Source organism: Pontibacter amylolyticus, assembly GCF_014638845.1.
Taxonomy (GTDB): domain Bacteria; phylum Bacteroidota; class Bacteroidia; order Cytophagales; family Hymenobacteraceae; genus Pontibacter; species Pontibacter amylolyticus.
This window is the reverse complement of record NZ_BMFP01000008.1, coordinates 160,265-174,518: the sequence shown is the minus strand read 5'-3', so window position 1 is coordinate 174,518 and position 14,254 is coordinate 160,265. Positions and strand designations below refer to the sequence as shown.

The 14,254-nt window shown below is 50.5% G+C and carries 5 protein-coding genes; 1 reads left to right on the top strand and 4 read right to left on the bottom strand.

What is annotated here, in order from left to right:
* Positions 1–12: 12 nt before the first annotated feature.
* The 3 genes from IEV97_RS18270 to IEV97_RS18260 all read right to left on the bottom strand — a co-directional run bounded on the left by IEV97_RS18270 (position 13) and on the right by IEV97_RS18260 (position 4,796).
* Positions 13–1,452, bottom strand: a complete 1,440-nt coding sequence (locus IEV97_RS18270) for an SLC13 family permease (protein ID WP_188502936.1) — start codon at positions 1,450–1,452, stop codon at positions 13–15.
* A gap of 100 nt (positions 1,453–1,552) precedes the next feature.
* The gene (locus tag IEV97_RS18265; protein ID WP_188502935.1) at positions 1,553–2,077 is read right to left on the bottom strand and encodes a DinB family protein; all 525 of its coding nucleotides are present in this window, start codon (positions 2,075–2,077) and stop codon (positions 1,553–1,555) included.
* A gap of 175 nt (positions 2,078–2,252) precedes the next feature.
* A complete protein-coding gene (locus IEV97_RS18260) occupies positions 2,253–4,796 on the bottom strand; it encodes a M14 family metallopeptidase (RefSeq protein WP_188502934.1) in 2,544 nt (847 codons plus the stop codon).
* Between the two features lie 204 nt (positions 4,797–5,000).
* Here IEV97_RS18260 and IEV97_RS18255 point away from each other — a divergent pair, with 204 nt between their 5' ends.
* Positions 5,001–5,711, top strand: coding sequence for a TIGR02117 family protein (locus tag IEV97_RS18255; protein WP_188502933.1), 711 nt, complete (start codon positions 5,001–5,003; stop codon positions 5,709–5,711).
* A gap of 63 nt (positions 5,712–5,774) precedes the next feature.
* Here IEV97_RS18255 and IEV97_RS18250 read toward each other — a convergent pair whose 3' ends face one another.
* Complete coding sequence (locus tag IEV97_RS18250; RefSeq protein ID WP_188502932.1) at positions 5,775–14,126, bottom strand: PKD-like domain-containing protein; 8,352 nt, start codon at positions 14,124–14,126, stop codon at positions 5,775–5,777.
* Positions 14,127–14,254: the final 128 nt, after the last annotated feature.

The window sequence follows — 14,254 nt, the reverse complement described above, 5'->3', positions numbered from 1 at the left end:
CAAAGTATAAAATTAGCGTGACATGTAGAAAACAATCCAGGCGGTAATGATAACAGTACTGACCACGTTCAGGAACATACCTGTCCGCATCATGGTACCGATGGGCACTTGTTTACTACCGTACACAATGGCATTTGGAGGTGTTGCCACAGGCAGCATGAATGCCATGCTGCACGCTATCACGACACCCAGCACAGGGTATAGCTCCGGCAAGTGCAACTGATTGAGAATCCCGATGACGATCGGCACGAAAGTGATCGCAATGGCTGTATTGGAACTTACCTCAGTTACCATGATCACACCGCCTACCAGCACAAACACCAGTAGAAGCAGTTGGTCCGGATTAACGAAAGTGGTAATGCTGGCGCCTATTACGTCGGCCAGGCCAGAACTGACCACCAACTGCCCCAGCGCCATACCTCCGCCAAACAAAAGGATCGTGTCCCAGTCGATGCGCACCAGGTCAGCGGTTGTGAGCGTCCCCTCTCCTTCGTTCTCCTGCCCCGGCGGAATCAGGAACAGCAGCAGCGCGGCCAGTACAGCGACTGTGCTCTCGGCGAAATAGGTACTCATAAAGGTATAGGCCGCTTCCATCCCCAACAGGTTAAACACGCCCGGACTCAGCCACAGCACCACCGCCAGCAAAAACACGCCCATCGTGATCCGCTCACCTTTCGAAATGGGTGGCTGCTCACGACTTTGGGTTTCGACGTATGTCCTTATACCTTCGGGACTGAAGTTAAATTTTTTGAAGTACCAGCGCACGTACACCAGCATAAAGGCATAGATGCAGAGCGAAATGGGGAGGGCCATTATCATCCATTGCAGGAAATCAATGCTGATGCCTTCCTTGGCCAGGTAATTCACTCCGATCAGGTTGGGGGGCGACCCGATGATCGTACTAACACCCCCGATGGAGGCACTATACGCTATACCTAGTAGGAAAAAGGGAGCCGAACTTTTGCGTGCGGCAGGATCAGGTATCAACTGCAGCACCCCAATCGTGAGCGGCAGCAGCATGGCCACCGTCACCGAGTTACTCACCCACATCGACAGCACATACGAAACCAGCGAGAAACCCAGGAACATACTGAACAGGCTCTTCTGGAAAAACGGCCGGGCCAGGATAAAGAGCGCAAGACGCTTGTCGAGGCCGTGGCGGGTCATGGAGCGGGCCAGCAGAAAACTGCCGATAAAGAGCAGAATAATCGGGTGTCCCAGGTTCTGGAAAGCCGTGTTGACATCGGCTATACCTGTCAGGATCGCCATCACCACCCCCAGGAAGGCTGTCATGGAGAGCGGGATCACCTCCGTCATCCAGAAGACCAGGCAAAAAACCATAATGGCCGCCACCTTGCGCGCCTGAGGTTCAAGCCCGTCCGTCAGGCCCCACATCATCACGGCCAGCAAAGGGGCCAGCAGCAAGCCAATGTTTCTTCTGGTTAAAGTCATGGATATAAATATAGCTATAAACCAGAATAAACTGCCAAACCAAGGTATAGCATGCAGCAATTTGTGATTGCTATACCTGTCACAGACTTATCAGACTATGCTAAACCAGGTAACGCTCCCGGATGATGTTCAGGTGATGGATCTCGTGGCCCAGAATGGCAAAGCCCAAAGCCCTGACAGACACGCTTCGACCACTGGCTATACCTGTGTGGCTGAGCATTTCGTCGTCAAAACCTTTGAATAGCTCGATAGTAGCCTGGCGGGCGGCGGCGTATTCGGCCAGTATGGACGTGATCGGTCTTGCATCCGCTTTGCTGTGCTCTGCGTAAGCGTTCTCGTCGAAGCCGGGCAACTCCGTTTTATCGTTGCGGGCAAAGCAGAGGGCACGGTAGGCGAAAATGCGCTCTGTGTCGGCCATGTGCACCAGCATTTGTTTAATAGTCCACTTGCCGGGCTGGTAGCGGTAGCTCAGCTGTTGCTCTTTGAGCGAGAGCATGAAGTTGACAATGTACTCTTCGCTTGCCGCCAGTGCCGACAGCAGATCGTCGGTTTTGGCGTTGCCAATGTAGCTGTTAAAAAACTCGTCGTATTCAGCCGGATTAGGCGCGCCGATGATTCTATCCATAGTTTTAAGTTTTGTGGTAGGATGATAGGTATACGTGAAGGTACAAATTATACGCGTACACAGATAAGCAGTCACGATAAAAAGCAGGGTCCTGGCTTTGAGTAGCCAGGACCCTGCTGTTGTCATGTGATGTGCTATCGTAGAAACTGTATGTAGGGATAAATCAGCAAAACCCTTACTGCCCTACCAGGAACACGGCATTGCCGAAGAGCAGCTTGCCGTTGTGCCAGAAACCACGGAAAAGGGGGTTGTCGGCCAGGTATACCACCTGTCCCCTGCCCATCGGCTGCGCACCCAGTATCAGGGCGTCTTTGAGTCGCTCTTTTGCCTTGGTACCCACAAAGCCGGTGGCATAGTTGTCTTTTTTGAGCACGCCCACGTTCCAGCCATCTTTCATGAAGCTGAAAGTGTCGGAGGTACGCACCAGCGCGTAGTACGTATCACCGTAGCCGAAGGCCAGCGGGTGTGTTTTGTCGAGGTTTACACGGAACACGCTGCCCTGCACATCCTCCGAAATCGCGTCACGTTCGCGGTCGCCGTAGGCACGCAGTAGCTTGTAAGGGTCTTCCTTCGTTTCCTTGGCCTTCTCCTTTTCAGCTGCTTCGTCGCCGTTTTTCTTTTGCAGATTGAAATCCTTCTTACCGGCCAGGAAGCCGGCGGCACTCTCCAGCGCGATCAGCTTGCCGCCACCGCGCACCCAGTTCTTCACCTGCTCCAGTGCCTGATCGTTCAACACGCGGCCATAAGAGCCGGCTGGTAGAATCAGCACATCGAATTCGTGCAGCGGCACACTGCCAAAATACCCAGTACCCAGCACCGTCACCGGATAACCAATCTGCTGCTCAAAGTAGTGCCAGATCTCCCCGAAAGCGTAAGGCGACACGCCCTCACCGGACAGCACAGCCACCTTCGGCATTTTGAGGAAGCGCACACTGCCCGAACCGAAATCTGCACCGCTGCTCACAAAGCCCGTTGTGGAAGCCTGTAGCGTAACGCCATGTTTTTCGGCGGTGGCACGTACCACGCTATCCAGCTTGTCGCCCATTCCTTCGTTCCCGGTTCGGGTGATGATCAGGGTCCCGGCATCGTACTGGCGGTTATCCATCTCAAAGGGCTTCTCCGACATGCGCACTTTTACTTTCTGGGCCATCAGTTCTGTCAGGAATTTCACGTCCTGCAGACTGTTCCAGCGGGCCAGGTAGGCAAACGGCCGCTCTACTTTAATGGCATTGGCTGCTTTGGCTGGCTTTTGGTTGCCTGGCTCCAGACGGCTTTTCAGGGCGTAGGCCTGCAGTCCAAATGCGTAAGGCATGGCCCAGGAAGTGATGTCGTAGGTAAGCGAGTCTTCGAGGTTCGAGTTCGGCTCAAACAGCACTTTCACGAGCGTGGACTTCGGCTGGTACATGCTCACCACCAGGTCATTCTGGTTCACCCGCACGTTTTCTTCTTTGCCAGTCGCATAGTTAAAGCCTTTGCCTGAACTGCTCTTGCCGGCATAGCCATACTGGATCTGCTGCTGGTCCAGGTAGTTCGTGAGCGCCTTCAGGTTACCGGCACTGCGGTCATCGGCCCGGAACACGAAGGTCTTGTAATCGCCGCCCGGCTTTTTCAGGTTGTTGTCGTAGTACTTGCGGAATTCCTGCGTCAATTGATCGGCTTTCTCAGCCGTAGCCTGTAGCGTGGCCAGACTGGCGATGTGGTGGTGGGCGATGCGGTCAGTCAGCGTGAGTGTATCGCCGTCCTGTTTCTTATAAGCCAGACCGGCACGGCCGGAGCCTCCCTGCTCGTAGGTCATGCCAATGGCGCCGTTAAAGGTAGGCCAGGTGTCGCCGTAGCTTGGGTAGAACAGGTCGAAGTTTTCGCGGGTGAAGTAGAGCCAGTTGTTCTGGTCGAAGTACTGGCGGTTGTAGTCGCCGATGGTGTACTGAAAATCACGCTGCCAGGGCGTGATGCTCTCGTGCAGCGGCTTGGCGGCCGGCGAGAAATAGTAAGGCTGCTCCGGCCCCATCTCGTGAAAGTCGGCGTGTACCTGCGGCAGCCACTGGTTGTACTGCGCCATGCGCTGCTTCGACTCGATCTGTGTCTGCCAGGCCCAGTCGCGGTTCAGGTCGAAGTAGTAGTGGTTGGGCCTGCCGCCCGGCCAGGGCTCGTAGTGCTCCCAGGCATACGGCGAGGCATTGCCGCCCTGGTTCTGGGTTTGCTTATACCACTGCACGTATCGCTCGCGTCCATCGGGGTTCACACACGGGTCAAGGATTACCACGGTGTTCTCCAGCCACTTTTTGGTCTGCTGGTTGTTGGGGTCTACCAGGTCGTAGAGCACCTGCAGCACCGCCTCGCTGCTCACCGACTCGTTGCCGTGGATGTTGTAGCTCATCCAGAGGATGGCGGGCTGCTTGCCTTGTACCTGTCCCTTGGCTATACCTGCCTGGCGCAGGTTGTTCTCCCGGATCTGCTCGAGACGCGGCATGTTCTCGTCGCTGGCTACATAAACCAGCAGCAAGGGTCTGCCTTCGTAGGTTTTGCCGTACTCCTGCACCCGGATACGGTTCGGGGCCTGCTTTGCCAGGTATAGCACATAGTCTGTGATGCGGGCATGCGTGGTAAATTCTTCGCCCAGGGTATAGCCCAGGAACTGCGCTGGAGTCTGCAAAGCCTGTTGCGCCAGGGCGGTCTGCATACTCAGCAACACGAGGGCAAAAGCGAGTAATCGCTTCATGGTGTTTTGCATGATGTATCTCTTTAGAGAGGGTATGTTGAGGGTATAGGAAATAAAGGCACAATCTGCGCAAAAAAGCTGAATCTGACAATTTTATGCCTGTAAAGCTTGCTATACCTGAATAAGAAAACGAACAGCGAAATCAGTGTGGAATTTTAGTAGCCAGCCTTCGGTTTATTTTTTATACCTGCCATCAATCCGCTTATGTGCGTACCTATAGCGATGTATCTGTTCTGGCGAAAGACTGGCAAAGGCCTTCTGGCATTTTTAACAGGGCTGGCCCTGATGACTGTGCTCTACGTACTGGCCGGACTTATACTGGGCAGTATACCTGTCAACAGCAGCTATGCCCAAACTACGGAAGGCATTGAGATCTTCGTGACCGATAATGGCGTGCACACGGACCTGGTGCTGCCTGTCAAAACCGATATTATTGATTGGCGTGACAAGCTATACCTGAGGGATTACGCCGGTGCCGACAGCTCTTTTACCCATGTGGGCTTCGGCTGGGGCGACCGGCAGTTTTACATGGAAACGCCTGAATGGAAAGACCTCACGCTCACCACCGCCATCACCTCGCTCTTTTGGCCCACCCGCACGGCCATGCATGTGGAGTACATCGCACAGCCGCTGCGGCAAAACAAGTACCAGCAACCCGTTATCATAACCGAGGCGCAGTACCGGGCATTGGTGCAGTACATCCTGGACACCTTCCAACAACAACCCAACGGTGAGTTCCTGTTGATTGAGGGCAAAGGCTACCATACCCGCGACAATTTCTATGAAGCCAACGGCAAGTTCCACCTCTTCAAGACCTGCAACAGCTGGGTAAACGGCGGACTCAAAGCCATGGGACACCGGGCCGCTCTCTGGGCTCCCTTTTCATTTATGGTGATGCGGCAGGTACGGGAATGAACCAGGTATAAAAATAAAAGCCCCGGGTAAGATACCCGGGGTTTTCTGTTAAACCCTAATAGTCTATTGTTTGAGTAATTTGAAATGACTGTTGAAATCGCCCATGCGGGTGGAGATGATGTACACCCCGCGCGGCAGGTTCGGATCAAGCGTGAGTTTCTCGATGTTGGTGCCCTTCGCCACCTGCACAGTTCGCTGTAGCAGTTGCTGACCAGTAGCCGTTGTCACCGTAATCTGCAGTTCACCGTCCAGTTCCGCATCGATGCTCAGCTCCACTTCAGAGTGGAATGGGTTCGGATAAGCCTTCACCTTGTTGGCTGACACTACATCGAAGTGCACCGCCTTGATGTTGAAGATCTCAGACTTACCATCCAGGTCCACTTGCTTCAGTCGGTAGTAGCGCACGCCCTGCTTGCCGTTCTCTTTGTCCACGAAGGTATAGAGTTGCTTCAGGCTGGTCGTATTCACCTTCGACTCCACAAAGCCCAGCACCCTGAAGTTTTTCGCATCACTGGAAACCTGCACCTCGAAGCCCTTGTTGTCCAACTCGGAAGCCGTCGCCCAATCGAGGACTACGTCGTTGCCGCGTTTGGTGGCGTTGAAGTAGAGGAGTTCTACTGGGAGAGGAATGATAGGATCGGTTGCAAGAGAGAATATGTTGCTTGCGTCCAATGCAAAGCATGTTCCCTCCTTGGCTGGGATATCACATCTAATGGACACGCGAAGTGCTCCCATCGGTTCTTTCATAGTGAACTCGGTTACTCCCTCCTCAACCATTTCCCAACTACCGTCTGTACCATCGCCCATCCACCATTTAATAGAGGCAATGTCTGCTCCATCAAGATCAATCATATTCGATTCGACTTTAAAGGTATATTTCATACCGAACTCCATTTTGGATTCATCCTCAATCTGAGTGTCTGTTTCATCGAATATTAGGATTCTACCGGTAACCTGTTGAATTGGGTTAACAGTAACAGTACTTACTGCGGCTTCACTGTTCGAGCAGGACTGGCTATCCTGGATGCGCACACTGTATTGACCTGCGACTGTAGTTGGGAAGCTTGCTACGTTACCAGGATTAGTGGCTCCGGCTGGTACTGTCCAGGTATAGCGGTATGGTCCTACTCCATCAACTGGCGTAGCTGTTACTGTGGCAGCTGTACCGGCACATACTGTCACGTCGTTCACAGTTACAGTTGGCAGTTCTTTCACAACCACTGTAGTGCTGACAGGCGTACTCATGGCGCAGGATTTAGCGTCTCTCACCGCTACCGTATAGGTGCCCGGTACCGTTGTCATAAAGCTGGCAGTAGTCGGAGCAGGTCCTGTCCAACCCGATGGTACGGTCCAGGTATAGGTGAACGGCGCAGTACCCACTACTGGAGTAGCAGTAACCTGCACTGGTGTTCCCGCACAGGTTGACGGGCTGTTTACGGCAACGGTAGGTATAGGATTGATGGTGATAGTCGCTCTGCCCATCGGTAGCGGACAGGCAGCTACTGTGCCATCCTGTGCAACTGTGGTAGCCAATACACGATATTCACCGGCAACGGTCTGATTTGGAAAAACAATTGGCTGTCCATCGCCTAAAACTTCCTGGCCTACATTTGAGGTTGAACCACTCACTGTGCGCTGCAACTGGTATTTCACACCACTTTGAGACCCGTTAAGCGTAATTGCTACGCCAGCACCTCCTGCGCAATATTCCCCATTGTTGGCTGCTGTCAATGTCTGAGCTACAGGCTGTGGTGTGACATACACATTCACAGGTCCGTAAGTGAGGCAAGCTGTTGCAGTAGTGGTAGCTAATGCCTGTACGGTATAAGAACCAGCCACTGTTTGGTTACCAAAGGGCAGTGCGTTACCCGTACCCGCTACAGGGCTGCCAACAGGTTGACCATCACGCATCAGTTGGTAGAACACATTTAGCTGTGAACTGGCAAGGCTTACAGGTACTCCCGTACCACCCGCACAGAATGCACCGCCACCGGCCATTGTCTGAGTACCAACTACAGTAATCGGAATCTGATTTGTTGTAAAGCCTCTGGAACACTTACTGCTCACATTGTTTTGCCTGTCTATTACAGAACTGAATTCAACATAAACTATATCACCGTCACGGAATCCTCCATCGGGTCCAGTAGTACTATATGTCACAATATTTCCTGTTGTATATTTCGTAGAGCCTAACTCTATCGGAGTTTGTACACCAGGACGTTGCACCATCCAATAAAGCGTCAATTCGATGTCTTTCCAGAAAGCAAAGGCTGCGTCAAGATTAGCAGACATGGTTATCTCCCCTCCCTGACAAATAGTAGTTTTATCTGTACCCAGATTAACCACGTAGTTTATCGGAGCCGCAGTATAGGTTCTGTTTGACCATATGCCGTTCGCTGGACCCTCTGGACCCGTTGGAATAGAGGAAATACAGCTATTTGCAGGACCGGCAGTTATAGAAACTGCATAATAGTCTTCAGATGAAAGGCCTGCGTTTCCGGCTTCAACCGTGTTGCCAAATGGATAAACATCAAAGTTTTTGGTCCAGCGGTAAGTAAACTTCGCTGCATCTGCTCCATCGTTCACTCTCTCACCGCCCACTACAATGGGTTGGTAATATCTGTAGGCATTATCCTTTAGAATCTGAGGAGCATTTGCTGGGTAAGGGTAAGCTGGATTGGGTATAGGATAGGTCTTGGCGCCCAATAAACTTCCATTTCTATCTACAGGTTGGCCTTCACTGTTAACCAAATAAGGATACATAACAGATACAGGATCTTTGTAAACTACCGCTCTATAAGTTGTATTCTGACCTCTACAAGTTGGGAAAGGGTTTGCTTCGATTACAACAACGTATCTTGACCGCTTCAGAAGTACTTTCTTTTCCTCGGAAGCTGTACAAGTAATGCCATTAGAGGATGGAGTTATGGTATAGCGGATGGTGATTTCCTTTTCAGTTGCTGAGCCCAGTGCAGTACAAGGAGTCAAAACACCACCTGTAGACAGGCCGGCATTGCCTGATGGGGATACGATTGAGAAAGTTCCTCCTGCTACTGTTGGTGTAAGAGTGATAGTTCCACCGTCTGAGTACACTATCTGGCCATCTGTAACACCATTGAAAGTTGCTACAGGTTTTGGATTCACTTTTACAGTTACGTTCTGTGAAGCGCCTGTACAACCATTGGCTGTAGTGTTGAATACATAAGTTACATCGATTGCACTAGCAGTAGTGTTCTCTAGCACTTCACTCACACCTCCTGCTACCGGCGTTGTGACGGCCGTGTTGCTAATGCCCAGTACCGCTGCTCTGGTCCAGGTATAGGTAGCGCCTGATGTAGCGCTTTGAGGAGTATAGCTAAAGGTTGAACCACTGCACACTGCTGTTGGCGTTAATGTGCTGCTCAGTCTTGGCGAAGGGTTCACAACTACTTTAACTTCTTGCACATTACCTGCACATGAGTTACCATTCGATGCATAAGTAGTGGTATAACGGTAAGTTACGGTAACAGGATCAGTGCCAGTATTCACCAATGTTTCATTTACAGCGCCTGCTACCGGCGTAGTTACAGCTGGATTGCTGATGTTTGTTACAGCCGCTCTAGTCCAGGAGAATGTGGCACCCGATGTAGCACTTGCAGGTTCATAGCTAAACGGTGTACCACTACACACAGCAGTAGGTGTGAGAGTACTACTAAGTGACGGTCTTGGGTTAACAGTTACCACAACATTTTGAGTTGAGTTTCCTGCACAGCCATTAGCCGTTGTTGTATAAACGTATGTAACATCAACCGGATTAGCAGTTATGTTCACCAGCGTTTCGTTTACTGCACCGGTTCCGTTTGTTACGGCAGCATTGGATATACCTGCTACAGCAGCTCTTGTCCAGGTATAGGTTGCTCCTGTTGTAGCGCTTGCAGGCGTATAGCTGAAGGCCACACCACTACAAACTGTGGCGGTAAGTGGACTGCTCAGTTGTGGTCTCGGATTAATGGTTACTACCAAGTCCTGTCTCTCCCCGTTGCAGCCATTGGCCCTTGTAGTGATTTCGTAAGTTACTGTAATCGGCGCTGTGGTCGTGTTGGTGAGCACTTCACTGATATCGCCAGTTCCGCTTGAAGCCGCATTACCTCCAAAAGCTGCCCTAGTCCAGGTGAACGTAGCTCCAGTAGTCGCACTGGCAGGTTCGTATATGAATCTACTGCCACTACATACGCTCCTTGTAAGTGGTGTGCTTAATTTTGGACTTGGGTTAACGGTTACCACAACATCCTGGGCAGCGCCGGCGCAGCCGTTTGCAGTGGTCGTGATGCGGTAAGTCACATTTACGGGAGCAGTGCCACTGTTCGTGAGCGATTGGTTGATAGTCCCGACTCCTGTTGTCCCGCCATCGCTTGTTATTCCTGTGGCTGTTAACCTGGTCCAGGAGAAAGCGGCATCATCTGTAGCGCTGGCTGGTATGTAGTTGAAGGTGGCTCCGCTGCAGATGGCAGCAGGAGAAAGCGTGCTACTCAGTTGTGGTCTTGGGTTAACCCGTACAACTACATCCTGCGTATTGGAGCAACCGTTCGCTGTCAGGGTATAGGTATAGGTTACATCTATTGGATCTGCAGTAGTGTTCGTTAGCACATGTTCTACTCTCGCTCCGGTGCCACTAGCATCTGCGGTTGTTGTTATACCTGCAGCAGGTTGCCGTACCCAGCTAAATGTTGTACCAGAAGTAGCACTTCGAGCAGTATAGTCAAATTCAGACCCTCCGCAAATAGCTGGAGGTGTTAGGGAGGTATTTAATACAGGAGTTGGGTTGACGCGTACTATCAGGTTTTGTGTAGGCCCGGTACATCCTTCATCATCACTAGTGGTATATACATAGGTTACGTTTATTGGTGCAGTGGTCGTGTTAACCAATGTTTCGTTGATAGCACCTGTGCCGCTGGCGGCATCATTGCTGATGCCTGCAACTTCAGCACGTGTCCAACTTATTGTCTGGCTTCCTTCGCTTCCCTCTGGAGTAAAGGTATAAGCTGTGTTGTTGCAGATGGCCGGTACTGTACCTGGCAGATTCGTAACACGCAGCAACGGCTTAACTGTCACCTTAACCGGATCACTGGTAATAGAGCATCCTGAACCAACTCTGGCGATTCTGCGGTACCAACGGTCAGCCGTCAGTGCAGTTGTCAGAGTCAGGTTCTGAACATTGGTACTGGATATGTTGGAGAAGTCAGTTCCATTGGTACTAACCTGCCATTGGTATGTCACCGTTCCCAAATCGGAAGTTGACTCCTCCCCTTCCAGAGTAGCGGGTACAGTGTTATAGCAGATCGTTTGCTCACCAGAAATGATATTGGTGTACATGATGGTTGACTTCACCTGTGTAGGAGCAGACGTGGATGTACAGTCATTCTCACCCTTTACTACGACATAGTAAGAGCCTTCTTCATTAGTCGTATAGGTATTCTGGTCTGTCCCAACTTGTTCATCGTTTCCTCCTGGCACAACTCTAAACCAGGTATAGCTGTAACCTGCACCTGTGCGGGCGGTTAGCGTAGCATAGGCTGGCGGACAGAAGTAATCGTTCGGACCATCCGTAATAACAGCCAGTGGCATTGCCACGATTCTGACACTTACCGGTTCGGTAAAGCTGATGCAGTTACCAGAAGTTACTTTGCGTCTGTAATAGGTGGTTTTAGAAGTGGCTATAGTTGGTTCAGCTTCTGGAGAATAATTGATTGCAGTGCTTGCTCCCGGCGCATTTGTCCAGTTGCCTGTGCCAGTAGGACTCTGCTCCCACTGATAGCTTACATCGCCTGGATTTCCCCCGGAAACAACACCGGTCAGTTGATTGATCGTCTCATTAGAGCATACTATCTGGTCAGCTGTCGTAATGGTGTTGGTGATAGCTGGCGTCACCGTTACAGCAACCGGTTCCCCAAGAGAAACACAGCTACCTGACTCTACCACTCTTCTGTAGTATGTAGTACCCGCAGTAGCGATAGAAGGAGTATATGTCGCCGAAGTGTTCGTACCGACTGCGTCTTCCCAAGAGCCATTAGCATCCTCGCTTTGCTCCCAGCGGTATGATTTAGCTGATACGCCACCACCTACTGTGCTACTTAATGCTGTTCCTATACCACCAGGCGTCTGGCAGTACTGAGTGGCACCGGTTACAGCACCTTGTGTAAGAGTTGGTGTTACTGTAATGGTAACCGTTTGCGGCGCTGACTGGCAGTCATTGGTTATTCCTCTTACAGTGTATGTTGTTGTGGCAGTTGGTGTAACTGTAACTTTGGCTCCAGTAGCTTCCACGGGTATTCCTGTTCCAGACCAGATATAGCTATCGGCACCGGATGCAGTCAGTTCAACGGTTTCACCCTGGCAAATCGCAGCTTTATTTGTCTCGACTTCAATTATAGGATTTGGCTTTACAGTAACCGCTATTGGATCAGAAGCGTTTTCGCAGCCGCCCGCATACACGATTCTTCTATAGTATGTTGTGCCAGTTTCTTCTGTGGAAGGGAGGTAATTTGCCGCGATGCTTGTCGTACCTGTCGCATTTGTCCAGGGCCCGCTAGCTGAAGAGCTCTGCTGCCACTGGTAAGTTCTTCCGGGAGTTGCACCCGTATTTGTAACGCCCCCTTCAATTGATGCGGTAAGTGCGGTTGCTGATGTAACAGTAGCAAGTTGACAATAGGCTGTACCGCCCGTTATAGCTCCCTGTGTAAGCGGCGATGTGATGGATACAGTAACTGTAGTGGATGTATTGCTACAGACATTTGGGTCGGCTGCCCTAACAGTAACTCTATAGCCTCCTGCTGCCTCTGCTTTATACGTTGAGGAAGTTGCATCGGGAATCGCAGCTCCATTGAGCAGCCACTGATAACCATAGGCAGGCTCACCTGATGCAGCCACAGGAGCCTTAAGAATCACAGAACCTCCCTCACAGAATGTAGTGGGTGTATCATAGGTGATGAGATCAGGAGGAGTTTGGTTAACTTGGATATCAAATGATTGGGAACTAAGTATTCCACATGGATTCTTAGCTTTGACAGTAATGGTTACCTTCCCTGAAGTTGGCGCAACAGCGTCATATGTTACTCTAAAAGTGTTAGAATTCGGATTTTCTGATACTATAGTAGCACCAGCAGACACAGTCCATTCATAATCAGTATAATCCGCAGGTCCACTATATGTTCTACTACTTCCGGTACACATTGGACTAACAGTGCTACCGCCAATAGTAAGGTTTTCAATTATATTATGAACTACAACTGTTTGACTTCCTGAAGCTGCAGCAGAAGGGGCAAGATTGAGAACACTAACTGATTTATTCCCAGCTACCGCTACATCAGATGCTAGCAATGTCATTCTCAGTTCGGTTGAACTTATAAAGGTGGTAGGTCTTGCAGTGGATCCAATTCGACCCGTAGCATTCCGTGCAAAGTTGGAACCTCGTAGCGTAATAGTTTGCTCACCCGATCCGATTGTAAGACACCCCGCAATAATTTCATCTAACACTGGCGCTGTGCTGGTAACATTGAAGTTATTACTGGTCACAGGAGTCAATGAGACACTTGATGCTGATAAGGTATACCCTGATCCTGATGCATCAACCTGTAAATCAGGAAATGTGGCTACACCTCCAACCGCAGCCACCGTCCTGGTTCCTGCTAATTCTCCAATGTTAGCATTCTTATTTAATGCAATTGATACATTACTAGAGGCACCTGTTACTGTATTACCGAACTGGTCTTGTATGAGAATAGTAGGAGCAGGTGAGATAGAAGTGAATATGTTTGTGGCGCTAGGCTGTTGGCTGAAGCCTAACTTACGAGCGGTGCCAGGACTTTGAGAAAGTGCTATTGGTGCGGAAGAAATAACTTCCGTAGTACCAGTAGTTCCCGAAAGTACTTGAACGTTAATATAACTCGGCTGTGCAGGGTTTATGACTCCATTTGTTGACTTGACGCTCAGACCTGTAATTGTAATTTCATCCGATTTATTTTGGTTGCCTCCTCCAGCGGTTAAGCTGAATTCTATATACCTGACACCTAAGGCATCTGTAGTGTAAGTTGGTGTGGTATTTAAATTTACCTCACCGCCACTATTCCTTACTGCATTCGCTCCACTATTTGAGAAAATCCAGCCTGTAGGGGCTGTTAATCTAATGCGATAAGTCTGCCCACTTGCAAAGTCACCAGTCAAACCTTCCGTAACTTTAATGCTGGTATTTGTTAGAGGGGTAAATGTTGTGGTAGCTAAATCAGCATTTAGTGTATAGGTTGCCTGACCTGTAATACTAATCCCTACCGCCGCCATCAAATACACAGAACCAGCCAGAATCATCAGGCTGGTGAGGGCGATTACAAAGCTTTTAGTGCGTGTGACACTACTAATCAATCGTGTAAAATTCTTTCTCATATACTCAAAGGTTAAGGTGAGATGCGAGCACGCTATTAGGGTTTCGGTGCTTGTTTTCTGGCTACAAAAGGCAATAGGGATCGTGCGAAGGCTCAGCAGGAGCTTCGGGGGTGGTATAGGATTCCTAA

What these genes read in the sequence shown, in the direction of transcription:
- IEV97_RS18270 (WP_188502936.1), bottom strand. Translation starts at nt 1,452, where the DNA reads ATGACTTTAACCAGAAGAAACATTGGCTTGCTGCTGGCCCCTTTGCTG.
- IEV97_RS18265 (WP_188502935.1), bottom strand. Translation starts at nt 2,077, where the DNA reads ATGGATAGAATCATCGGCGCGCCTAATCCGGCTGAATACGACGAGTTT.
- IEV97_RS18260 (WP_188502934.1), bottom strand. Translation starts at nt 4,796, where the DNA reads ATGAAGCGATTACTCGCTTTTGCCCTCGTGTTGCTGAGTATGCAGACC.
- IEV97_RS18255 (WP_188502933.1), top strand. Translation starts at nt 5,001, where the DNA reads ATGTGCGTACCTATAGCGATGTATCTGTTCTGGCGAAAGACTGGCAAA.
- IEV97_RS18250 (WP_188502932.1), bottom strand. Translation starts at nt 14,126, where the DNA reads ATGAGAAAGAATTTTACACGATTGATTAGTAGTGTCACACGCACTAAA.